The following is a 23,474-nucleotide window of genomic DNA, read 5'->3' as shown; positions in this document are numbered from 1 at the left end:
GGAGCAGCCGTGGGAGTCATCAGCGACCACCTCGATCTCTGGGGTGAAGCACTGTGGGGAACGATCGTGCTGTTCCTGGGCGGCGGCCTCATCGCCCTGGTGCTGGGACTGATCGTGGGAGCGGCACGGGTGTCCCCGGTGCCGATCGCCCGCGCAGTCGGGGGCATCTACGTCAACTGGATCCGTAACACCCCGCTCACCCTCGTGATGTTCTTCTTCGCGTTCTGCCTGCCGATCCTTCTCGGCGAGCGGGTCAACTCCCTGCTGCTCGCAGTCATCGCACTCGGGCTCTACACCGCGACCTACGTCGCCGAGGCTCTGCGCGCCGGCATCAACACGGTGCCGGTCGGGCAGGCCGAGGCAGCGCGAGCGATCGGTCTCAACTTCGGTCAGGTCATGCGCTACGTCGTCCTGCCGCAGGCCACGCGCTCGGTGGTCCCGCCGATGATGAGCGTCCTCATCGCCCTCATGAAGAACACCACGGTGGCGGCCGGCTTCTCGGTCGTCAACCTCGGCACCATCCGCGCGGCACTCAGCGAGCGCGGCGAGAACGCGCTCGTCGTCCTGCTGTGGGTCATGGTCATCTTCGTGGTCCTGGTGCTGCTGCTCGCCTGGGTGCAGCGAACGCTAGAGAACAAGTGGAGGATCGCGCGATGAGTTCCGTCCTGTTCGACGTCCCCGGCCCCCGTGCCATCGCCCGCAACCGCCTCATCGGAGTCGCGACGGTGCTCGTCGTCCTCGCCGTGCTCGGCTGGGTCGTGTGGCGGCTGTTCGCCACCGGGCAGTTCACCGCCGAGAAGTGGAACATCTTCACGTTCTCCGCCGTCTGGGTCCGTTTCGGTGAAGGACTGCTGGCCACGCTGGCGGCCTTCGGTGCCGCCGGAGTCGGCTCGATCATCCTCGGCTTCGTCCTCGGCATCGGTCGCCTCTCGGAGCATGCCTGGGTGCGTGAGCCGGTCCGCTGGATCATCGAGGTGCTGCGGGCCGTGCCCGTCCTCGTGCTGATGATGCTGCTGTACTACGGCCTGCCCGTGCTCGGCGTGAAGATGCCGCCCTACTGGGCGGTCGTGATCGCGCTCATCGTCTACAACGGGTCGGTGCTCGCCGAGGTGCTGCGGGCCGGCATCGAGTCGCTGCCCCGCGGACAGTCCGAGGCGGGATACGCGATCGGACTGCGCAAGACCGGGGTGATGTACTTCATCCTGATCCCGCAGGCCGTGCGGGCCATGATGCCCGTGATCATCGCGCAGCTCGTCGTCGCGCTGAAGGACACGGCGCTCGGGTTCATCATCACGTACCAGGAACTCCTCTACGTGATCAACCAGATCGGCAACCAGGCGCCCTACGGCTCCCCGTTGATCCCCGCCGCGATCATCGGCGGATCGATGTACGTCGCCGTGTGTCTCCTGCTCTCCTACGTCGCCTACCGCCTGCAGCGTCGCGCCAAGCGCTCGCCGAAGGCCGGACCCGCAGTGCCCGATCCCCGTCAGCACGGCGGCGAGACGAACACCTCGCTCATCGTGCTGCAGGGGGACGGGGCCGAGCCGACGCGCTGATCAGCGAAAGGGACCCACGCGCCCCCGGTAGACTCGATTCTCGTGTCAGAGTCTCCTGAAATCACCCCGGAAGCGGTCGAAGCCGCTGTCGCCGACGCCCTCTCGGCGATCGCCGCAGCCGCCGACACCGCCGAGCTGAAGGCGGCTCGCGCCGCACACGTCGCGGAGGGTTCGCCGCTCGCGGTCTTGAACGCCTCGATGCGCCAGGTCGCCCCCGAGAACAAGGCCGCGTTCGGCAAGCTCGTGGGGCAGGGGCGCGGGCAGGTGACGCAGGCGCTCGCCGCCAAGGAGGCCGAGCTGGCCGCAGCCGAGGTCGCTGCGCGTCTCGAGTCCGAGCGCGTCGACATCACGGCGGTGCCCTCGCGCACGCGGGTCGGCGCCCGGCACCCGCTCACGCTGCTCCAGGACCAGGTCTGCGACATCTTCGTCGGCATGGGCTGGGAGATCGCGGAGGGACCGGAGCTCGAGCACGAGTGGTTCAACTTCGACGCCCTGAACTTCGACGTCGACCACCCCGCCCGCCAGGAGCAGGACACGTTCTACGTCGACCCGACCTCGCGCCACCTCGTCATGCGAACGCACACGAGCCCGGTGCAGGTGCGCTCGATGCTCGACCGCGACGTGCCGATCTACGTGCTGTGCCCGGGGCGCGTGTACCGCACCGACGAGTTCGACGCCACGCACCTGCCGGTGTTCACCCAGTTCGAGGGCCTCGTGATCGACAAGGGCATCACGATGGCGCACCTCAAGGGCACGCTCGACCACTTCGCGAAGCAGCTGTTCGGCCCCGAGGCCGAGACGCGCTTCCGCACCAACTACTTCCCCTTCACCGAGCCCTCCGCCGAGCTCGACCTGTGGCACCCGACCTTCAAGGGCGGCGCGCGCTGGATCGAGTGGGGCGGTTGTGGCATGGTCAACCCGAACGTGCTGCGCGCGGCCGGGATCGACCCCGAGGTGTACAGCGGCTTCGCGTTCGGCATGGGCATCGAGCGGGGACTGATGTTCCGCAGCGATGTGCAGGACATGCGCGACATGGCCGAGGGTGATGTCCGTTTCAGCGAGCAGTTCGGGATGGTGGTGTGATGCGCGTCCCGCTTTCGTGGTTGCGTGAGTACGTCGATCTGGCAGCGGATGCCACGCCCGAGGATGTCCTCGCGGCACTGGTGACCGTCGGCTTCGAAGAGGAGGACGTGCATCGGTTCGAGATCTCCGGTCCCGTCGTCGTCGGGCAGGTCGTCTCGATCGAGGCCGAGCCGCAGTCCAACGGCAAGACCATCAACTGGTGCCAGGTCGACGTGGGCGAGGCGAACGGCGGCATCCGCGGGATCGTCTGCGGTGCGCACAACTTCGTCGCCGGCGACAAGGTCGTAGTCACCCTCCCCGGCGCCGTGCTGCCGGGGCCGTTCCCGATCGCCGCCCGCAAGACCTACGGTCACGTCTCCGACGGCATGATCGCCTCGGCGCGCGAACTGGGCCTGGGCGACGAGCACAACGGCATCGTCGTGCTCTCCGACCTCGGCATCGACGCGCCCGTCGGCGCCGACGCGATCGCGCTGCTGGGCCTCGACGACGTCGCGGTCGAGATCAACGTCACCCCCGACCGCGGCTACGCGTTCTCCCTGCGCGGCGTCGCCCGCGAGTACGCGCACGCCACAGGGGCGGCCTTCCGCGACCCGGCGGAGCGCGACTTCGCCGAGCTTCAGCCCGGCACCGGACACACGACCGTGGTCGATGACGTCGCCCCCGTGCGTGGCCGCGTCGGCGCGAGCGAGTTCGTGACCCGCGTCGTGCGCGGCGTCGACCCCTCACGTCCGACTCCGCCGTGGATGATCGCGCGGCTCAGCCTCGCGGGCATGCGCTCGCTGGGCATCCTGATCGACATCACCAACTACGTGATGCTCGAACTGGGGCAGCCGCTGCACGGCTACGACCTCGACAAGCTCGCGGGCGGCATCACGGTCCGCCGCGCCACCCCCGGCGAGAAGATGACCACCCTCGACGGCGTCGAGCGCGCGCTGCACGTCGAAGACCTGCTCATCACCGACGGGTCCGGCCCGATCGGCCTCGCCGGCGTCATGGGCGGCGGAACGACCGAGATGAGCGAAACCACGCGCAACGTGCTCATCGAGGCGGCGAACTTCGACCCGATCACGATCGCCCGCACCGCGCGTCGACACAAGCTGCCGAGTGAGGCCTCCAAGCGCTTCGAGCGCGGTGTGGACCCGCTCATCCCGTTCGTCGCCGCGCGCCGTGCAGCCGACCTGATGGTCGAGCTCGCCGGGGGCACGCTGACCGAAGAGGGCGGTGCACTGTTCGCCGAGGTCTTCGTCGAAGCGATCGAGCTGCCGGCCGGCTTCGTGCAGGGGCTCATCGGCGTCGACTACACCGACGACGAGATCACCGGCGCGCTGACCACCATCGGTGCCGACGTCACCGCTTCCGAAGGCGGATCCGGCTGGACCGTGATCCCGCCGACCTGGCGCCCCGACCTCACCGACAAGTGGACGCTCGCCGAGGAGGTCGCCCGCATCCACGGACTCGACCGCATCCCCTCGGTGCTGCCGACGCCGCCGTCCGGCCGCGGGCTCACAGCGCACCAGCAGGGACGCCGCCGCGTGGCCGACGCGCTGGCCGCCGCCGGCCTGGTCGAGACACCGTCGTTCCCGTTCACGACCGAGGTGCAGAACGACCTCCACGGCTCCGCCTCGGGAGAGCACCTGCCGAGCATCCGCCTGGCGAACCCGCTCGACGGGCAGGCGCCGTTCCTGCGCCGCTCGCTCATCCCTGGCCTGCTGCAGACCGCGCACCGCAACATCTCGCGCGGACTCACCGACCTGGCGATCTTCGAGACGGGTGCCGTGTTCCTCCCGGAGCCGGGTGTCGAGTACGGCACCGACGAGGTGCCGCCGCTGGGTGAGCGCCCGTCCGATGCGACGCTCGCGGCACTGAACGCCTCGATCCCGCCGCAGCACCGGTTCGTCTCGGCGCTGCTGACGGGCCACGTTGCGCCGCGTCAGCCCGGACGCCCCGCCGAGGCCGCTGGCCTGACCGAGGCGCTGGACGCGGTCCGTGTGATCGCGGCAGCAGCCGGAGTCGAGATCGACGTGGTCCAGGCTGAGCGTGCAGCTCTCCACCCGGGACGCACCGGGTCGCTGCGCGTCGCCGGCGAAGAGGTCGGCTATGTCGGCGAGCTGCACCCCACGGTGGCTGAGGGGGCGGATCTGCCCGGGCGCGCGACCGTGTTCGAAATCGACCTCGACCGCATCCTGACGCTCGCGGGCGGTCGGGTCGTCGCGGCATCGCTGTCGACGTTCCCCGCGGCGACGCAGGACGTCTCGCTCACGCTCCCCGCGGACGTACCGGCCGCCGACGTGCAGGCCGCACTCGCCGAGGGCGCGGGGGCGCTGCTCGAATCGGTGCGACTGGTGGACGACTACCGCGGCGAAGGTGTGCCGGAAGGCTCGAAGAGCTTGACCTTCGCATTGCGCTTCCGCGCCGACGACCGCACGCTCACGGCAGCCGAGGCCACCGAGGCCAAGCTCGCCGGTGTGGAGGTCGCGGCCCAGCGCTTCGGAGCCGCACTGCGCGACTGAGTCGTCTCCGCGGAAGCCCTGATCTGCTCTGAGCGGAAGGGCTTCCGCGGGTGCCGCGTTCCTGGTGACATGGGTCCATGACGGACGTGTTGATCCTCGGTGGAACGGGCTGGCTCTCCGGGCGCATCGCCCGCCGATGGCTGGATGCGGGGGCCACGGTGACATGTCTCGCTCGCGGGGCGAGGCCTGCGTCCGACGGTGCCGAGCTCGTACGTGGAGACCGCGACGATCCCGCGGCGTACACCGCGCTCACCCGGCGGGACTGGGATCACGTGGTGGATATCTCGTCGCAGGCGTCGCAGGTCGAGGCGGCCGTCGCTGCCCTCGGCGAGCGTGTCGCGCGGTGGACCTACGTGTCTTCCCTGTCGGTCTACTCCGACGACGAGACGGTCGGTGCGGACGAGTCGGCACCGCGGCATCCGTCCGCCCGCCCCGGTGACGAGTACGAGTACGGGGCGCAGAAGGCTGCGGCCGAGGACGCCGTGGGCACCCTGGGCGATCGTGCGCTCATCGTGCGACCGGGACTCATCGTCGGCGAAGGCGACCCCAGCGATCGATTCGGTTACTGGGCAGCGGCGTTCGCGCGGGCGGGTGGGGAACCGGTCCTGTCGCCGCCGCTCGAGGGGAAGAGCGCCCAGGTGATCGACGTGGACGATCTCGCCGAATTCATCGTCGCGGCGACCGTGAGCGGGCCGGTCAACGCCATCGGCGACGCGCAGCCCTTCGACGAGGTATTGCGCGAGATCCGGACCGCCGCGGGTCATACCGGCGAGATCGTGGTCGCCGAGGAGGACTGGCTCGTCGCACACGGGGTCCAGCACTGGGCGGGGCCCAGATCCCTGCCGCTGTGGCTGCCCCCGGGGATGACGGGCTTCATGACCCGGTCTAACAGCGCGTACCGCGATGGAGGTGGTCGGCTGCGGCCGCTGACCGACACCGTCCGTACCGTCGTCGCCGATGAGCGGGCGCGCGGGGTCGACCGCGACCGTCGTGCCGGACTCACCCGCGCGGAGGAGTTGACGCTCCTGGCCGATCGCTAGACGTTCCTGGCCGATCGCTAGACTCTGAGCAGTGACACGGGGTGCCGCATCCGCGGCTGAGAACAGACCCGTCGAACCTGATCTAGTTCGTACTAGCGAAGGGATGTCGCGATGAGCGATCTTCTGCGTCCTGATTCCATCACCGATCTGCCCGGCGCCGCCGCCGCCCTGTGGGGGGTGCTGCGCGAGACGCCCCCACTGACGCACTGCATCACCAACACGGTCGTCGCCGGGTTCACCGCCAACGTGCTGCTCGCCCTGGGGGCTGCCCCGGCCATGGTCGACATCGTCGGAGAGGCCGAGATGTTCGCCGGTGTCGCGTCCGGTGTGCTGATCAACCTGGGAACGCCCACTCCCGAGCAGCGCGCGGCGAGTCTCGAGGCCGTCGCCGGGGCTGCGACCGCCGGAACACCGTGGGTGCTCGATCCGGTCGCGATCGGGGCCCTGCCGATCCGCACCGCGCTCGCGCACCGGCTGGCGGAGCAGCGTCCGACGGCGATCCGCGGTAACGCCTCGGAGATCCTCGCGCTCGCCGGGCTCAGCGCCGGCGGTCGGGGAGTGGATGCGACCGACAGCACGGATGCCGCAGCCGACGCGGCCGCTGCCCTCGCGCGACGGACCGGTGCCGTGATCGCGGTGTCCGGTCCGATCGACCTCGTCACCGACGGGGAGCGGGTGCTGCGCCTCGCGAACGGGCACGAGCTGCTGACCAGGGTCACCGGCGGGGGCTGCGCTCTCGGGGCCGTGATGGCCGCATTCCTCGGTACCGCGCGCAATACCGGACACGATGCCCTCACGGCCGTCGCCGCCGCGAGCCTCGTGTACACGATCGCGGCCGAGCGCGCCGCCACGATCTCGACCGGCCCCGGCAGCTTCGCCGTGGCGCTGTTGGACGCCCTCGCCTCCGTGGACCCCGCCGACGTGATCGCGGACGCCCGTGTGCAGGCGGGTGCGCGGTGAACGCCGACCTCTCCCTCTACCTCGTCACCGATCCCACGCTGTGCGGCGACCGCGGTGTCGTCGAGACCGTGCGCCGTGCCGTCGACGGGGGCGTGCGCATCGTGCAGCTTCGCGACAAGACCGCGTCCGATGCCGAGACGGTCGAGCAGCTGCTCGCGCTGTCGCAGGCGATCGACGGTCGTGCGCTGCTCGTCGTGAACGATCGGCTGGATGCCGCAATCGCCGCCCGCGCCCGCGGTGCACGCGTCGACGGCGTGCACCTGGGGCAGGGGGACGCGTCGGTGCTGCGGGCCCGCGAGGTTCTCGGGCCGGATGCGCTGATCGGTCTCACCGCGAACAGTGCAGCGCACCTCGACGCGGTTCTCGCATTGCCCGACGGAACGGTCGACTACCTCGGCGTCGGGGTGATCCGCCCGACCTCGACCAAGCCGGATCATCCTGAGCCCCTCGGCGTGGAAGGGTTCCGCGACTTCGTGACCCGCAGCCCGCTTCCGTGCGTGGCGATCGGCGGCGTCGGCATCGACGACACCGAGGCGCTTCGCGATGCCGGTTCCGCCGGGCTCGCCGTGGTCTCGGCGCTGTGTGCGGCCGATGATCCCGCCGCGACCGCCCGGGAGTTCCGGCGACGCTGGCTCGCGGGGTCCGTGCCACGGGTGCTCAGCATCGCGGGGAGTGATCCTTCGGGAGGGGCGGGTATCCAGGCCGACCTCAAGTCCATCGCCGCGAACGGCGGGTACGGCATGGCCGTCCTCACCGCGCTGACCGCGCAGAACACGCAGGGTGTCCGGGCGGTGCATGTGCCGCCGGTGGACTTCCTCCGTGCGCAGCTCGACGCGGTGTCGGACGACGTCGTGATCGATGCGGTGAAGATCGGGATGCTGGCCGAGACGGAGGTGATCCGTGCGGTGGGCGAGTGGCTCGATCGGGTGCGTCCGCCCGTCGTCGTGCTCGACCCGGTCATGGTCGCGACGTCGGGGGACAGGCTCCTCTCTCCGGATGCCGAGGCGGAGCTGCGGAGTCTGCTCGGTCGCGCGACGCTGGTCACCCCGAATCTCGCCGAGCTAGCGGTGCTGACCGGTCGTGACATCGTCGATTGGGCCGACGGTATCACCGCCGCCGAGGAGCTGTCGGCCGAGATCGGTGCCGCCGTGCTCGTCAAGGGCGGTCATCTCACCGGCGACGAAGCTCCGGATGCGCTGGTCGACACGCGTCGCGGCCTTCGCCAGGAGTTCACCGGCCCGCGCATCGTGACGTCGAGCACGCACGGCACGGGCTGCTCGCTCTCTTCGGCCCTGGCCACGCTGCTGGCACAGGGGAGTGATCCCGAGGAGGCGGTACGCGCGGCACGCGCCTGGCTCCGCGAGTCCCTCCGCGCGGGGGACGGGCTGCGCGTGGGGCGCGGACACGGCCCGATCAGCCACTTCGCCGGGCTCTGGGAGCGTGGTGGCACGGCGACGCGACCGGGGTCGACCGACATCGCCGCGGACTGGTGGCAGGAGATCGCCGGTATCCGCGCGGGGATCGACGAGCTGCCGTTCATCCGCGCGCTCGCCGACGGCTCTCTCGAGCGCGCGCCGTTCCTGTCGTACCTCGCCCAGGACGCGCTGTATCTGCGCGACTATGCCCGCGTGCTGGCCGAAGCCGCCCGCCTCGCGCCGACCTCGGCCGAGCAGGCGTTCTGGGCGGACTCCGCCCACGGTTCGATCGTCGGCGAGCTCGAACTGCACGCGTCCTGGCTGACCCCGTCGCAGGGGGTGAGCGCGGCGACGTTCGCGGCGGAGCCCTCCGCGGTGACGACGGCATACCTCGACCACCTGCGGTCCGTCGCCTTCGCCGGTGACTACGCCGAGATCGTCGCCGCGGTACTCCCGTGCTTCTGGCTCTACACGGATCTCGGTCGGCGTCTGCACGCGGGAGAGTTCGGTGAATACGCGACCGATCCGCAACATCCCTACGCGTCCTGGCTCGCGACATATGCCGACCCCGCGTTCGAGGAGGCGACCCGGACGGCGATCGAGCACGCGACCGCCGCCGCTGCGGCGGCGGACGCCGATACCAGGGCGCGGATGCGGCGGGCATTCGTGTCATCGAGTGAGCACGAGCTCGCCTTCTTCGCCGCTCCGCTGGAGTCGCCGCCGGCCACATGATGGTCCGGATTTGCGGTGGCTGCCGGGGCCGCGCTACTGTCGCGACATGCCTTCGGCCGCCACCGCTTCTTCGACGCTCGCTCCGAGCGTCATCGCTGTGCGCCGACGCCGCGGCCGCCGACTGTAGGCGACCCCGCCCTCCTGCCTGCGCCCGCGCGGCGGTCGAGAGCCGGTGTCGCCGCCTCCGGCCCCGCCCCCGGTCCTCCTTTCGAGGAAGGACCCGACCGTTAAGGTAGAAGCATGACGTATTCCGTCGCCGTCTCTGGCGCATCCGGCTACGCAGGCGGCGAGATCCTACGCCTCCTGGCCGACCATCCCGACATGGAGATCCGCACCGTCACGGCGCATTCGAACGCCGGACAGCCTCTCGTCGACCACCAGCCGCATCTGCGTTCACTCGCGCACCTCACCCTGCAGGACACGACGCCGGAGATCCTCGCAGGTCACGACATCGTGTTCCTCGCGCTTCCGCACGGGCAGTCGGGGCAATACACCGACGCCCTGGGCGACGCGCCGCTCGTGATCGACGCGGGTGCCGATCACCGACTCACGTCGGCGTCGGCCTGGGATGCGTTCTACGGCGGCACCTTCCACGAACCGTGGACATACGGTGTCCCCGAGCTCCTCGTCGATGGAGTGAAGCAACGCGAGCACCTCCGCGGGGCGACGCGCATCGCTGCCCCGGGCTGCAACGCCTCCACGGTGAGTCTCAGCCTCGCCCCGGGCGTCGCGGCCGGAGTGATCGACCCCTCCGACATCGTCTCGGTGCTGGCCGTCGGCCCGTCGGGAGCGGGAAAGAGCCTCAAGCCGAACCTGCTGGGCAGCGAGATCCTCGGCACCGCGAATCCCTATGCGGTCGGCGGAACCCACCGGCACATCCCCGAGATCCGTCAGGCGCTCGCCGCGGCGTCCGGGGCGGATGCCGCGGGCATCCGCATCTCGTTCACCCCGGTGCTCGTCCCCATGTCGCGGGGCATCCTCGCCACCTCGACGGCGCCGATCGTCGACGGCGCGACCGATGCGCAGATCCGCGATGCCTGGCAGAGCGCCTACGGCGACGAGACGTTCGTGCAGTTGCTGCCGGAGGGGCGCTTCCCCCGAACGGCCGACGTGCTCGGAGCCAACACCGCGCTCATCGGTCTCGCGATCGATCGCGCCGCCAACCGGGTCACGGTGGTCACCGCCGTCGACAACCTCGTCAAGGGCACCGCCGGCGCTGCCATCCAGTCCATGAACATCGCGCTGGGTCTTCCCGAGAACCGCGCCCTCTCAGTGAACGGAGTCGCGCCGTGAGCGTCACCGCCCCCGCAGGATTCGAGGCGGCCGGTGTCGCCGCAGGACTGAAGTCCACCGGCAAGCCCGATGTCGCCGTCGTCGTCAACCGGGGGCCGCGCAAGGTCGGTGCCGCCGTCTTCACGAGCAACCGCGCCAAGGCGAACCCGATCATCTGGTCGCAGCAGGCGGTCGCCGACCGCATCGTCGAGGCCGTGGTGCTCAACTCCGGCGGGGCGAACTGCTTCACCGGGGCCTTCGGGTTCCAGACCACGCACCAGACCGCCGAGAAAGCCGCCGAGCTCCTCGGAGTGAGCGCCGGTGACGTGCTGATCTGCTCCACCGGACTCATCGGCACCGGCGACGAGACCTTCCGGCAGCGGGTGCTCTCCGGCACGGAGCAGGCGATCGCCGCGCTCAGTGCCGACGGGGGCGACGCCGCCGCGCAGGCGATCATGACCACCGACACCGTGGCGAAGACCGCCGTGATCAGCCGTGACGGATGGACGATCGGCGGCATGGCGAAGGGCGCGGGCATGCTCGCACCGGGTCTCGCCACGATGCTCGTGGTGATCACGACCGACGCGGTCCTCGAGCCGCTGCAGGCCGACGACGTGCTGCGCCGCGCGACGGGGCAGACGTTCGACCGGCTCGACTCCGACGGGTGCATGTCGACGAACGACCAGGTCACGCTGCTCGCCAACGGCGCATCCGGAGTCGTCCCCGACCTCGACGACTTCGCCGCCGCACTGACCGAGCTGTCGCAGGAGCTTGCGGTGAAGCTGCAGGGCGATGCCGAAGGCGCCAGCCACGACATCACCATCGAGGTGCAGCACGCGGCGTCCGAGCAGGATGCGGTCGAGGTCGGCCGATCCGTCGCGCGCAACAACCTCTTCAAGGCCGCGATCTTCGGGAACGACCCGAACTGGGGCCGCGTGCTCGCCGCGATCGGCACCACGAACGCGCAGTTCGACCCCTACGACGTGGACGTCTGGATGAACGGCGTCCGCGTCTGCACCGAGGGCGGCCCGGATCGCCCCCGGGAAGAGGTCGATCTGACGCCGCGCGCCACGCACCTCGTGATCGATCTCAAGGTGGGGGAGTCGACGGCCACCGTGCTCACGAACGACCTCACCCACGATTACGTGCACGAGAACAGCGCATACGCCTCATGACCGACATCCAGGACACTCCCGCCGAGGTCGCCGCGCAGAAGGCCACCACTCTCATCGAGTCGCTGCCGTGGCTGAAGAAGTTCCGCGACCAGATCGTCGTCATCAAGTACGGCGGGAACGCGATGGTGTCGGAGGAGCTGCAGGATGCCTTCGCCCAGGACATCGCCTACCTCCGTTACGTCGGCGTGCTGCCGGTCGTCGTGCACGGCGGTGGTCCGCAGATCTCGAACATGCTGCAGCGACTCGAGATCCCCAGCGAGTTCAAGGGCGGTTATCGCGTCACCAACACCGAGGCGATCAGCGTCGTGCGTATGGTGCTCACGGGGCAGGTCAACCCGCAGCTCGTGTCGAAGATCAACTCGCACGGTCCGATCGCAACGGGTCTCAGTGGTGAGGATGCGGGACTCTTCGGCGGACGCCGTCGCGGCGTCGTGATCGACGGGGAAGAGGTCGACCTCGGCCGCGTCGGCGACGTCGTGGAGGTCGATCCGACCCCCGTGCTCGATCACCTCGCCGCCGGACGCATCCCGGTCGTGTCGAGCATCGCGCCCGACCTCGACCACCCCGGTCAGTCGCTCAACGTCAACGCCGATGCCGCGGCCGCCGCTCTCGCGGTGTCGTTGCACGCGCGCAAGCTCGTGATCCTCACGGATGTGCCTGGGCTCTACGCGGATTGGCCGAACCGCGACTCGCTCGTTTCGCACCTGACCTCGGAAGCCCTCATCGAGATGCTGCCGAAGCTCGAATCGGGGATGATCCCGAAGATGCGGGCGTGCCTCGATGCGGTCGAGGGCGGCGTGGACGCGGCAGCGATCATCGACGGCCGCGTGCCGCATTCGGTGCTCGTCGAACTTTTCACCAGCAAAGGAATCGGGACCGAAGTGGTCCGGGGAAAGAATGAGGTGACGGCATGACCGTCTGGCAGGACGACGCGGCACGCGATCTCGTGCTCAACGCAGGGGACCGGCTCGCGATGCTGGTCCGCGGCGAGGGCTCGTACCTGTGGGATGCCGACGGCCGACGCCACCTCGACTTCCTCGCCGGTATCGCGGTGACCTCTCTCGGGCATGCGCACCCGGCCTTCGTGGAGGCGGTCTCGACGCAGGCAGCCACGCTCGCCCATGTGTCGAACTACTTCGCCACTCCGCCCCAGCTCGCACTCGCCGCACGGCTCAAGCGTCTCGCGGGTGCCGGTATCGACGGGCGGGTGTTCTTCTCGAACTCGGGCGCCGAGGCCAACGAGGCCGCCTTCAAGCTCGCCCGCCTGCACGGTGGCGCCGAGCGGCCGCGCATCCTCGCGCTCGAGAACGGCTTCCACGGACGCACGATGGGGTCCCTCGCGCTCACCGCGAAGGCGTCAATGCGCGCGCCGTTCGAGCCGATGCCCGCCGGTGTGGAGCACATCCCCGCCACGATCGAGGCCCTCGAGGCGGCGATGGACGACCGCGTCGCCGCCATCATCGTCGAGCCCATCCAGGGTGAGGCCGGCGTCGTCGAGCTGCCGGAGGGCTACCTCTCCGCCGCGCGCTCGTTGACCCTCGCTCACGGCGCGCTGCTGATCGTGGATGAGATCCAGACGGGTGCGGGCCGCACGGGAGAGTGGTTCGGGTTCAGTCACGAGGGCATCACGCCCGACGCGATCACGCTCGCCAAGGGCATCGGCGGCGGCTTCCCGATCGGCGCTCTGGTCACCTACGGTGCCGCGAGCGCCCTCTTCACCCCGGGCTCGCACGGCTCGACCTTCGGCGGAAACCCGCTCGCGACCGCTGTCGCCGACGCCGTGCTCGCCGAGATCGAGAGCGCCGGCCTGGTGGAGAACGCGGCCCGTCGTGGGGCGGAGCTGCGGGAGATCCTCCTCGGCATCGACTCTCCGCTGATCGAGGGCGTGCGCGGACGTGGTCTGCTCGTCGGTGTCGCGCTCACCGCTCCGGTCGCCGGCGCGGTGGTCGCGGCTGCGCAGGAGCGCGGCCTCATCGTCAACGCCGCCAACCCCGAGACCGTGCGCATCGCGCCCGCCCTCACCATCGGCGACGCCGAACTCGCGGAGTTCCGCGAGCTGTTCACGGCTTCCCTCGCCGACGTCCAGGCCTCTGTTGCCGGAAAGGTATCCGCATGACCCGCCACCTGCTGCGCGACGACGATCTGACCCCCGCCGAGCAGGCCGAGATCCTCGATCTCGCCATCGAGCTGAAGAAGGACCGCTGGGCCGACAAGAGTCTCGCGGGCCCGCAGACCGTCGCGGTGATCTTCGACAAGTCCTCCACGCGCACCCGCGTCTCGTTCGCGGTGGGCATCGCCGACCTCGGCGGCTCCCCCCTCATCATCTCGACCGCGAGCAGCCAGCTCGGCGGCAAGGAGACCCCGTCCGACACCGCGCGGGTGCTCGAGCGCCAGGTCGCGGCCATCGTGTGGCGCACCTACGCGCAGTCCGGACTCGAGGAGATGGCGGCGGGAACGCGCGTCCCCGTGATCAACGCGCTGTCGGACGACTTCCACCCGTGCCAGCTGCTCGCCGACCTGCTGACGATCCGTGAGCACAAGGGCGAGCTGAAGGGGCTCACGCTCACCTTCCTCGGTGATGGCCAGAGCAACATGGCGCACTCCTACGCGCTCGCGGGTGTCACGGCCGGCATGCACGTGCGCATCGCCTCGCCCGAGGACTACGCCCCTCGTGCCGACGTCATCGAGGACGCCGATCGCCGTGCCGCCGAGACCGGCGGTTCGATCACGCTCTACACCGATCCGGTCGAGGCCGCAGCCGGTGCCGACGTCGTCGTCACCGACACCTGGGTCTCGATGGGCAAGGAGGAGGAGAAGCTCGCGCGCATCCGCGATCTCGGCGGCTACAAGGTCACCCCCGAGACGATGACGCTCGCCGACCCCGAGGCGATCTTCATCCACTGCCTCCCCGCCGATCGCGGCTACGAGGTCGACTCCAGCGTGATCGACGGGCCGCAGAGTGTGGTCTGGGACGAGGCCGAGAACCGGCTGCATGCGCAGAAGGCCCTCCTGGTCTGGCTGCTCGGCAAGAAGGACGCGTGATGGCCGACTCCTCGCACGAAGGCACCAACGAGGGCGCGCTCTGGGGTGCCCGCTTCGCCACCGGGCCGTCGCCGGAGCTGGTGGAGCTCAGCCGCTCCACGCACTTCGACTGGATCCTCGCGCCGTACGACATCGCCGGCTCCCACGCGCATGCCACGGCGCTCGAGGCGGCCGGATATCTCGAGCCCGATGAGGCGCGGCGGATGCACGAGGGGCTGGATGCCGTAGCCCGCAAGGTCGCCGACGGCGTCCTGCGCCCGGTGCCGACCGACGAGGACGTGCACGGCGCGCTCGAGCAGGCGCTGATCGCCGAGCTCGGGCCGGAACTGGGCGGGCGCCTCCGCGCCGGTCGCAGCCGCAACGACCAGATCGCGACGCTGGTGCGCATGTATCTGATCGACCATGCGCGGGTGATCGCCCGTGACATCCTGCGGGTCATCGACGCGCTGGTCGCCCAGGCCGAGGCCCACCCCGATGCCATCCTCCCCGGGCGCACGCACCTGCAGCATGCGCAGCCCGTGCTCCTCGCCCACCACCTGCAGGCCCACGGCTGGCCGCTCGTGCGCGAACTCGAACGCCTGGTGGACTGGCGTCGTCGTGCCGGTGTCTCGCCCTACGGCGGGGGAGCGCTGGCCGGTTCCACGCTCGGTCTCGACCCCGCGCTCGTGGCGACCGAGCTCGGACTCGACCGCCCGGCCGAGAATTCCCTCGACGGCACCGCCGCCCGCGATGTGGTGGCGGAGTTCGCCTTCATCACGGCCATGACGGGTGTCGACATCTCGCGCCTGTCCGAGGAGATCATCCTCTGGAACACCCGCGAGTTCGGTTTCGTCACGCTCGACGACGGGTACTCGACGGGGTCGAGCATCATGCCGCAGAAGAAGAACCCCGACATCGCCGAGCTCGCGCGAGGCAAGTCGGGCCGTCTCATCGGCAACCTCTCCGGGCTGATGGCCACGCTCAAGGGGCTCCCGCTGGCGTACAACCGGGATCTGCAGGAGGACAAGGAGCCGGTCTTCGACTCGGTGCAGACCCTCGAGGTGGTGCTCCCCGCGTTCGCCGGCATGATCGCGACGCTGCGTTTCGACACCGAGCGGATGGCGGCGCTGGCGCCCCAGGGCTTCTCGCTCGCGACGGATGTCGCGGAGTGGCTCGTGAAGCGGCGGGTGCCGTTCCGCGACGCCCACGAGATCTCCGGCGCGCTCGTGCGTGCGTGTGAAGAACAGGGGATCGGGCTGGAAGACGCTTCCGATGAACTGCTGTCGTCGGTGTCCCCGCATCTCGTCCCCGAGGTCCGCGAGGTCCTCACGATCGAGGGTTCGGTCGCGTCTCGGACCGGTGTCGGCGGCACCGCACCGGTCCGCGTCGCGGAGCAGCGCGCCGAGCTCGTCGCCCGCGCCCAGGCCGCCGCCCACGCGCTCGGCCTGTAGCCGGCGCACACGCCGAACGACTTACGATTCGCCGACGGTGTGACGATTCGACGGAAGTTTCCTTTGGACCCCTCCGTGTATCGTCATCCCCTCGGCGAATCGTCGTCCTCGCGCCGCACATCCTGTCGATGACCTCACCGAGACGCCGGCATCCGGCTGAGCGCGCCGAGTACAGACGCGCGCACCGCTGGCCAGTCATGGATGATCTGGGCATAGTCGAATCGGAGTGTCTCATATCCGAGTCGTGATGCCGTGGCGTCTCGCACGCGATCGCGATGGCGTTGCGTCGACGAAGCGTGATTTTCGTCGCCGTCAGCCTCGAGGATGACTCGGCCCGCGATGACGAAGTCGACTCTTCCCACGCCGTCGACCATCACCTGGCAGTCCAGTCGAAGGCCGAGGAGATGGAGCCGCAGGCGGAGGAGTGATTCCAGGCCACTGTCGGCATCGGGCCGCGCCAGCTCGACCAACCACCGTGCGGTGCGGGGTAACGCTGCTCTGATCCGCGATCGAGCTGCGGAGGAGAGGATCCCCAGTCTCCAGGCCGACTCGTAGGCGGCGAAGAACGCCTCGTCGCCGCTGCAACGTCGCAGGTGCAGCAGTGCAATCTCGACGGGTGCCGCCCCCAGGGGTGGGGCTCCGCGGTAGTAGTGCGCGACGCACACGCAGTGCGGATGCCGCAGCGCATGTTGATCCGGACCGAGCCAGACGTGAGGGCCGTCTTCGGTGGGAAGGACCCAGATTCCCCTCATGCGGAGCACACTGACGCAGGTGAGCGCGCCGCCGTGCGCGATGGCCGATCGCGTCTGCTCACTCATCGGACCGATCGCGAAGACGCCGTCCCGCAGGCGCTCGATCTCTCCGCGCGTGACCAGCGCGGCGAGGGCCTGCCGGGAAAAGCCGAGAGTTTGCAGTCGCTTCCCCCGTACGATTCCGCCGAGGTCTCTGATCGTGTCTGTTGCGGAGAGCATCACGCCACGATGCCGGAGCGGACGCTCGGCGTCAGACCACACGGCCGAGGAATGTGGATGGCTCGTCCCTCCCACAGCGCGTGCAGAGGCGGTGGCCGCGACCTGGTGGCGACAATCAGCGGACGCGCAGACGATTCGCCGTGGCATCGACGGGGATTCTCCCGTCAAACGTCGGGACCACGGCTAATCGTCGGCGTCACGCTCGGTGAGCAGACGGCGGCGAGCTCAGTGCAGTTCGGCGTCGGCCGCGGACCGCGCCCACCGGGTGAACCGTACGGTGAGACCTGCACGCGTGGGAGCGGCGAGGAAGGGCCCGGCGGATGCCGCTGCCTGGCCGTCGAACGGAGCGACCCGCACGAGCCGCCACGGCTCCTCGGCGGTGCGCGCCCGCACGATCACGGAGTCCGCCCAGCGGCTCACGCGCACTGTGATCTCGCTCTCGAGCCACTCGTCGACGAAGCCGACCGACCAGTCGGACGCACCGGCGGTGACCACGGCGCCGAGCCCGAGGTGGTCGTCGGCGTACTCGACGCCGGTCTTCACCCAGTGCTCGTCGTCGATCCGCACGAAGATGCCCGCCTGGTCGAACTGGCCGTCCCACGGCGCCCGGAACGACACTTCCATCGCCTCGCCCACGGCGAGCGGTGCGAGCAGGGCGTGTTCGGTGTCGTGCACGAACCCGTAGGCGGTGTGCCGCCAGGCGTCGCTGCCTTCGATGGCAGTGACGTCGAAGTGCTCGGCGTCGGTCACGGCGGCGGGGGTGTGGGTCCAGGTCCCCTCAGACCAGGCAAGAATGCTCGAATCAGGCATATTTCCAATCCATAACCACATAGTGCATATATCTAGGAATATTCCTGATAAGGTTATCGCATGGTCATCGCTGTGATCGCAGACATCGTGGGCTCCCGTGAACTCGGGGACCGCGGCGCCGCGCAGCGCGTGCTGGACGAGACCATCGCGCAGGCCGAGAGCGACCTCCCGCTGGCGGCGCAGCCGTTGACGCCCACCGTAGGGGACGAGCAGCAGGGCGTCTATCGGGAGCTCGGCGATGCGCTCAGCTCGCTCTTCCTCATCCAGCTGCGACTGCCCGATGGGATCGCCTTCCGATTCGGCATCGGCGTGGGGGAGGTGCGCGCCGTCGCCTCCGTGCACGGCGAGCTCGCCGACGGGCCGGGCTGGTACGCCGCGCGGGCCGCGATCGAGACCGTGCACTCCCGTGAGCAGCGTGCGGTGCCGCGCACGCGCACCTGGATTGTCGGAGCCCCGGGCCAGGATGAGGTCATGGCGTCGACGATCGCAGTCTCCAATGCCTACCTGCTCGCGCGTGACGAGCTCGTGGGCGCGATGAGCGCGCGCGAGCGGCGACTCACATACGGGCGCCTGGTCGGCCGCTCACAGCAGGAGCTCGCGGCCCAGGAGGGCATCTCCCAGCCGAGCGTCTCGAAGTCGCTGCGCCGCGCCGGATCCGCCGCGCTCATCGAGGGGCTCGACGCTTTGAGAGGGGAGTCGGCATGATCGTCGCCGGATTCATCCTGCTCGCCATCGGGGCCGCAGACCTCGTGCGGCAGTTCGTCCCACGGCGGTGGATCGGATATCTGGCCGCGACCATCGTGCTGCTGCTGCTCGGCAGCGTCAGCGATGCTCTCCTGCCCATGATCGCCGCGCTCGTGTCCGGCGCGCTCTGGGTCTGGTGCATGCCCGACGGGCGACCGTCACGCGCGGGGTTCTGGCCCGCCGTGGTCCTCGCGCTCGTCGTCGTCGGAGCCGTGATCTCGATGGGAGCACGTGCCCAGGCCGGACTCATCGGCGAGGTGTGGCAGTTGCGTTCGCCGTTCGGTGAGGTCACGTTCGACCTGGCGATCCTGGTGCTCGGGGTGTCGGCGTTCCTCCTCGAGTCCGCGAACCTCGTGGTGCGCGCCGCTCTCGATGGGGAGCACACCTGGCGCCCCGCGGAGCAGATCACCGAGCCCGCACGGGCCGTCGAGTCCGCCGCCGGCGCCGATGCCGCGCCAGACGACGAGGAGGCGCGTCAGGCCCTCGCTGAACCGACAGCAGGCCCGATACCTGTGGGGGAGACCGCCCCCGATCCGCGGGCCGGCTTCCAGGGTGGGCGACTGATCGGTCCGCTCGAACGCATCCTCGTCTTGATCCTCACGCTCGCCGCCGCATATCCGATCCTCGCGGCGATGCTGGCGGCGAAGGGGATCGTGCGCTTCCCGGAGATCTCCCGCGACGGCGAGACCGGCGCCAGAGCCGAGTACTTCCTCGTGGGCAGCCTAGTCAGCTGGGTCATCGCCCTCGGCGCCGCCTTCCTCGTCTGGTGGGCGGCACACAGCTGACGCCTGTCCGTCGAGGAGATCACTCTCCTCGACGAGCCGGCGTGAGGCGATTCGGCGGTGCGCGGCGCTGATAGCCTGGAGCGCGTGTCAACTCCCGATCTGACGACCGCACCCCAGGCGATCGACCCCGCGTTCGAGAACGTGTGGGACGAACTCGTGTGGCGTGGCCTGGTCCAGGTGTCCACCGACCAGGAGGCGCTGCGCGCCCTGCTCGCGGGAGACCCCATCACGTATTACTGCGGGTTCGATCCGACGGCGCCGAGCCTGCACCTGGGCAATCTCGTGCAGTTGCTGACGCTGCGCCGCATCCAGCTCGCCGGGCACAAGCCTCTCGGTCTGGTCGGCGGGTCCACCGGACTCATCGGCGATCCGCGTCCGACTGCCGAGCGAACGCTGAACACCCGCGAGACCGTCGAGGAGTGGGTCGGACGCCTGCGTGCGCAGGTCGAGCGCTACCTCAGTTTCGAGGGCGAAAACGCCGCCCGCATCGTGAACAACCTCGACTGGACCGCGCCGCTGAGCGCGATCGACTTCCTCCGCGAGATCGGCAAGTACTACCGCGTCGGCACGATGCTCAAGAAGGATGCGGTTGCCGCGCGACTGAACTCCGACGAGGGCATCAGCTACACCGAGTTCAGCTACCAGATCCTGCAGGGGATGGACTTCCTCGAGCTGTACCGCCAGTACGACTGCGTGCTGCAGACGGGTGGGTCCGACCAGTGGGGAAACCTCACCAGCGGGACGGATCTGATCCGCCGCGCCGAGGGATCGTCCGTGCATGCGATCGGAACTCCGCTGATCACCAACAGTGACGGTACGAAGTTCGGCAAGAGCGAGGGCAATGCGATCTGGCTCGACGCCGAGATGTGCAGCCCGTACCGGATGTACCAGTTCTGGCTGAGCACCGCGGATTCCGACGTCGTCGACCGCCTGAAGGTCTTCACGTTCCTGAGCCGCTCGGAGATCGAGGGGTACGCCGGACTCGTGACGACGGAGCCGTTCCGTCGTGCCGCCCAGAAGCGTCTCGCGCTCGAAGTGGTGGCGACCGTGCACGGCATCGACGCGGCGGCGGCGGTGATCGCGGCATCCGAGGCCCTGTTCGGACAGGGCGATCTGACCGCGCTCGACGCGCAGACACTCCGCACCGCGCTGGAAGAGCTCCCGAATGCGACCGTCGCCACCGGCACCCCGGTGGTGGACGTGCTGGTCGCGACCGGGCTGGTCGCCAGCCTCTCCGAGGCGAGGCGTGCGATCGCGCAGGGCGGTGTCACGCTCGACGGCAACCGCGTCGAAGACGAGACTGCCGCGGTCCAGGGCACCCTTCCCGGGGGAGTGTCCGTACTCCGTCGCGGCAAGAAGACCCTTGCCGGCGTCTTCCTCGGCTGAGCCTTCGCGCTTCGGATAGCAGAGCCGGATGCCTTTCACTCCCAGTCACGCGCTCGTCGCGCTGCCGTTCATCCGAACGCCGTTGGTGCCCGCGGCGATCGCGATCGGCGCCATGACGCCGGATCTGCCGCTGTTCGTGCGGGGTGTCGGGCTGAACTACTCGTTCACCCACACGTTCGGCAACATCCTGTGGACGGCACTCCTCGCGTTCGTGCTCTTCCTCGTCTGGCGCGTGATCCTGCGTCCCGCGGTGCCGGAACTCGCGCCGCTGTGGCTGGCGCGTCGGCTCCCGGAGGACTGGCGCGAGGGCGGTGCGGAAGCCGCACGACGAGCCGTCGGCGTGGGGGAGAAGCGCTGGTATCCGGTGCTCCTCGCGGTGTCTTTCCTGATCGGCGTGGCCTCGCACATCCTCTGGGATCTCTTCACGCATGAAGGTCGTGCCGGCGTGCAGTTGCTCCCCGGTCTCGACGCGATGTGGGGTCCGCTGCCCGGATTCAAGTGGCTTCAGCACGGGTCGAGTGTGATCGGCCTGCTCATCATCGGTGTCTGGGCACTGCTCTGGCTGCGTCGACGGGAAGCGCGCGCGGATTTCGCGCAGTCGCTGCCGCAGGGGGTGCGCATCGCGTGGTGGGTCTCGCTTCCGGTGATCCTGGTCGCTGCGCTCGTCTGGGGGATCATCGCGTTCGGTCCCATCGACACGGAGTTCACCGTGCAGCATCTGGCCTATCGCGTGCTGCCTCCGGCATGTGCGCTCTGGGGTGCGATCACCTTCGTGCTCTGCGTCGTTCTGGCGGTTCGCGGCCGTCGTCACCAGATCGCCTGATCCGACCCCCAGAGGTGCGGGGCATCGAACTCGAGACCGGTCATAGCCGGTCGCGAGGTGACGAGGGACCTGCCGTCGACCTCGAAGCGCGCGAGGTGCGGGCCGACGTCGAACCCGACCTCCCCTTCCGGCTCCCGGCTGCGCGGCATCCCGAGAAGTTCGGCGGCGATGCGGCGGAGCGAGGTGCCGGTGTACCAGGACCCGCCTTCGCCGGTGCGGCGTTGCAGCAGCGCCGTCACCGCGGCGGCGAGCAGATATCCGGCACTGTGGTCGAGCGCCTGGGCGGGAAGCGTGCCCGGGCGGTCCCCGTCCGGCGACTCGATGAGCGCGATTCCGGATGCCGCCTGGACGAGGCTGTCGAAGCCGGCGCGATCGGGATGCTCCGTGCCCCAGGCACTCAGTTGCGCGACGACAAGGTCCGGATACCGTTCGGCGAGCACACTCGGATGAAGTCCCAGTCGGTCCAGCGCGGCGGGACGGTAGCCGAGCACCACGGCATCGGCGTCTGAGAGCAGGTCGTGCATCTGCGCGGTGCGCGCATCCAGCCGTGCCGAGCGCTTGCCGTGCCCGGTGTCGAGGTGCTGCCACTCGGGTTCGGGCAGGTGCGGCGGATCGATGCGCAGCACGTCGGCGCCGAGGAGAGCGAGCGTGCGGGTGCAGACGGGACCGGCGATAACGCGGGTGAGGTCGAGCACGCGCATACCGGCGAGGGGGTGGCGATCATCCTGCGCGGCCGTCGCTCGTGAGCCGCGTGGGCGACGACGTGCGGAGGCGGCGGTGCGTCGGACCTCGAGAAGCGGAGCCGCACGGAGGGCTCGATCAGCGGCGGGGTCCTCGGCGGACACGGCGACGGCGAGACCACCGAGCCGAGTGATCGCCGCGACGGCGTCAGCCGTCGTCCGTTCCTCGAGTGCGGCGCGGACCGCATCGGCGTCGGCGTCATCCTGCAGTGCGAGTGCGGTGCGCAGAGCGGCGGAGTGATGCGGATAGTTCCCATGGGTCCTGACCCATCCGTCCGCAGTCCGCCAGAAACCCGAATAGGGCGACCACACCGAGGGAGCGACGCCGTCGATCGAGAGCACGCGGTCGCTCCGGTAGGCGGTGGCCACACGGTGCGGGTCGATGAGCGCGGGCGAGCGACCGGCGGCGAGCAGGGCAGAGGCGACGCTGGCCCAGGCGAGTTCCGCGGTGGCGAGCCGAGAGGGCAGGGCGACGGCGGCGTGAGCTTCCGTCGTTCCCTCTGCCGCGGGGAGATCGAGCAAAATCCTGACACGGTCGAGCAGAGCAGCTCCCGGGTTGGGAGCCGGGTCAGTGGTGAGTGGGAGCATGGCCAGATCGTACTCTCGGCGGCACGCGGCAACGGAAACCGCGGCTGATCCGGCGTAAAGCGCGCGGAACGCTCGAACGACACGCCCGGGCTGTATGCCCCGATTTGCCAGAACCCCGGAACCCACGTAACTTATTACTTGTTCGCCCCACAGGGAAGCGGAGGAGCCAAGAGCTTCACCCCCCTCAAGCGGAGAACCACTCCCGATCCACTCTCACTTGAGAGATCAGGCGCTTGCGTCTAGGATAGGGAATCCACCTCTTCTGCGGCTGTCATCAGCTGCGCTGCGGATCTCTGATCTGCACGGCGCGCCGATTTGACAAGCGGGACAGGGTGGGTAAGATAGAGAAGTTGCCCTGCGGGCCTGGCTGTGATGGCTGGGTCGTGGGAGCATCCGATCCTTGAGAACTCAA

General features: G+C 69.6%; 20 protein-coding genes and 1 riboswitch. Of the genes, 17 read left to right on the top strand and 3 right to left on the bottom strand.

Translation table 11 applies throughout. From position 1 onward, the window contains the following. Nucleotides 1-9: 9 nt before the first annotated feature. The 13 genes from CQ034_RS09345 to argH all read left to right on the top strand — a co-directional run bounded on the left by CQ034_RS09345 (nt 10) and on the right by argH (nt 16,215). The gene (locus CQ034_RS09345) at nt 10-657 is read left to right on the top strand and encodes an amino acid ABC transporter permease (RefSeq protein ID WP_029262479.1); all 648 of its coding nucleotides are present in this window, start codon (nt 10-12) and stop codon (nt 655-657) included. Next, nucleotides 654-1,556: an amino acid ABC transporter permease gene (locus tag CQ034_RS09340; RefSeq protein ID WP_029262478.1), complete on the top strand. Its 903-nt coding sequence runs from the start codon at nt 654-656 to the stop codon at nt 1,554-1,556. Before CQ034_RS09345 ends, CQ034_RS09340 begins: the two co-directional genes overlap by 4 nt. A gap of 42 nt (nt 1,557-1,598) precedes the next feature. Beyond that, nucleotides 1,599-2,639: a phenylalanine--tRNA ligase subunit alpha gene (gene pheS, locus CQ034_RS09335; RefSeq protein WP_105710841.1), complete on the top strand. Its 1,041-nt coding sequence runs from the start codon at nt 1,599-1,601 to the stop codon at nt 2,637-2,639. Next, nucleotides 2,639-5,149, top strand: coding sequence for a phenylalanine--tRNA ligase subunit beta (pheT, locus tag CQ034_RS09330; RefSeq protein WP_105710840.1), 2,511 nt, complete (start codon nt 2,639-2,641; stop codon nt 5,147-5,149). The genes pheS and pheT overlap by 1 nt, the downstream gene beginning before the upstream one ends. 77 nt (nt 5,150-5,226) lie before the next feature. Next, nucleotides 5,227-6,189, top strand: a complete 963-nt coding sequence (locus CQ034_RS09325; RefSeq protein WP_105710839.1) for an NAD-dependent epimerase/dehydratase family protein — start codon at nt 5,227-5,229, stop codon at nt 6,187-6,189. Between the two features lie 27 nt (nt 6,190-6,216). Beyond that, a riboswitch (TPP riboswitch) is annotated at nt 6,217-6,310 on the top strand. Next, complete coding sequence (thiM, locus tag CQ034_RS09320; protein WP_105711005.1) at nt 6,301-7,149, top strand: hydroxyethylthiazole kinase; 849 nt, start codon at nt 6,301-6,303, stop codon at nt 7,147-7,149. (Overlaps the previous riboswitch by 10 nt.) Next, nucleotides 7,146-9,296, top strand: coding sequence for a bifunctional hydroxymethylpyrimidine kinase/phosphomethylpyrimidine kinase (locus tag CQ034_RS09315; protein WP_105710838.1), 2,151 nt, complete (start codon nt 7,146-7,148; stop codon nt 9,294-9,296). The genes thiM and CQ034_RS09315 overlap by 4 nt, the downstream gene beginning before the upstream one ends. Nucleotides 9,297-9,536: 240 nt before the next feature. Continuing rightward, nucleotides 9,537-10,589: an N-acetyl-gamma-glutamyl-phosphate reductase gene (argC, locus tag CQ034_RS09310; protein WP_029262472.1), complete on the top strand. Its 1,053-nt coding sequence runs from the start codon at nt 9,537-9,539 to the stop codon at nt 10,587-10,589. Continuing rightward, nucleotides 10,586-11,743 carry a bifunctional glutamate N-acetyltransferase/amino-acid acetyltransferase ArgJ gene (gene argJ / locus CQ034_RS09305; RefSeq protein WP_105710837.1) on the top strand — a complete coding sequence of 386 codons (1,158 nt, stop codon included), beginning with the start codon at nt 10,586-10,588 and terminating at the stop codon, nt 11,741-11,743. Before argC ends, argJ begins: the two co-directional genes overlap by 4 nt. Further along, nucleotides 11,740-12,657, top strand: coding sequence for an acetylglutamate kinase (gene argB / locus CQ034_RS09300; RefSeq protein ID WP_105710836.1), 918 nt, complete (start codon nt 11,740-11,742; stop codon nt 12,655-12,657). Before argJ ends, argB begins: the two co-directional genes overlap by 4 nt. Beyond that, nucleotides 12,654-13,859: an acetylornithine transaminase gene (locus CQ034_RS09295; protein ID WP_105710835.1), complete on the top strand. Its 1,206-nt coding sequence runs from the start codon at nt 12,654-12,656 to the stop codon at nt 13,857-13,859. Before argB ends, CQ034_RS09295 begins: the two co-directional genes overlap by 4 nt. Further along, nucleotides 13,856-14,785: an ornithine carbamoyltransferase gene (gene argF / locus CQ034_RS09290; protein ID WP_105710834.1), complete on the top strand. Its 930-nt coding sequence runs from the start codon at nt 13,856-13,858 to the stop codon at nt 14,783-14,785. Before CQ034_RS09295 ends, argF begins: the two co-directional genes overlap by 4 nt. After that, complete coding sequence (gene argH / locus CQ034_RS09285; protein WP_105710833.1) at nt 14,785-16,215, top strand: argininosuccinate lyase; 1,431 nt, start codon at nt 14,785-14,787, stop codon at nt 16,213-16,215. The genes argF and argH overlap by 1 nt, the downstream gene beginning before the upstream one ends. A gap of 134 nt (nt 16,216-16,349) precedes the next feature. Here the strand turns inward: argH and CQ034_RS09280 are convergent, their stop codons facing one another. Both CQ034_RS09280 and CQ034_RS09275 read right to left on the bottom strand, forming a co-directional pair. Then, nucleotides 16,350-17,186 carry a type IV toxin-antitoxin system AbiEi family antitoxin domain-containing protein gene (locus CQ034_RS09280; RefSeq protein ID WP_105711004.1) on the bottom strand — a complete coding sequence of 279 codons (837 nt, stop codon included), beginning with the start codon at nt 17,184-17,186 and terminating at the stop codon, nt 16,350-16,352. 225 nt (nt 17,187-17,411) lie between these two features. Further along, nucleotides 17,412-17,996 carry a DUF1349 domain-containing protein gene (locus tag CQ034_RS09275; RefSeq protein ID WP_105710832.1) on the bottom strand — a complete coding sequence of 195 codons (585 nt, stop codon included), beginning with the start codon at nt 17,994-17,996 and terminating at the stop codon, nt 17,412-17,414. Nucleotides 17,997-18,056: 60 nt separating this feature from the next. On the opposite strand from CQ034_RS09275, the gene CQ034_RS09270 reads away from it, so the two are divergent. The 4 genes from CQ034_RS09270 to CQ034_RS09255 all read left to right on the top strand — a co-directional run bounded on the left by CQ034_RS09270 (nt 18,057) and on the right by CQ034_RS09255 (nt 21,734). Further along, complete coding sequence (locus CQ034_RS09270) at nt 18,057-18,701, top strand: SatD family protein (protein ID WP_105710831.1); 645 nt, start codon at nt 18,057-18,059, stop codon at nt 18,699-18,701. Beyond that, a complete protein-coding gene (locus tag CQ034_RS09265; protein WP_105710830.1) occupies nt 18,698-19,525 on the top strand; it encodes a hypothetical protein in 828 nt (275 codons plus the stop codon). The genes CQ034_RS09270 and CQ034_RS09265 overlap by 4 nt, the downstream gene beginning before the upstream one ends. A gap of 84 nt (nt 19,526-19,609) precedes the next feature. Further along, on the top strand, nt 19,610-20,911 hold the full coding sequence (gene tyrS, locus CQ034_RS09260; protein ID WP_181156271.1) for a tyrosine--tRNA ligase: 1,302 nt from the start codon (nt 19,610-19,612) through the stop codon (nt 20,909-20,911). Nucleotides 20,912-20,939: 28 nt separating this feature from the next. Continuing rightward, complete coding sequence (locus CQ034_RS09255) at nt 20,940-21,734, top strand: DUF4184 family protein (RefSeq protein WP_105710829.1); 795 nt, start codon at nt 20,940-20,942, stop codon at nt 21,732-21,734. Here CQ034_RS09255 and CQ034_RS09250 read toward each other — a convergent pair. Beyond that, nucleotides 21,719-23,062, bottom strand: a complete 1,344-nt coding sequence (locus CQ034_RS09250) for a CoA transferase (RefSeq protein WP_105710828.1) — start codon at nt 23,060-23,062, stop codon at nt 21,719-21,721. The two genes, CQ034_RS09255 and CQ034_RS09250, sit on opposite strands and share 16 nt — an antisense overlap. Nucleotides 23,063-23,474: the final 412 nt, after the last annotated feature.

The organism is Microbacterium sp. MYb45 (genome assembly GCF_002979655.1).
Classification (GTDB): domain Bacteria; phylum Actinomycetota; class Actinomycetes; order Actinomycetales; family Microbacteriaceae; genus Microbacterium.
This window is presented reverse-complemented; position numbering and strand designations above follow the sequence as displayed.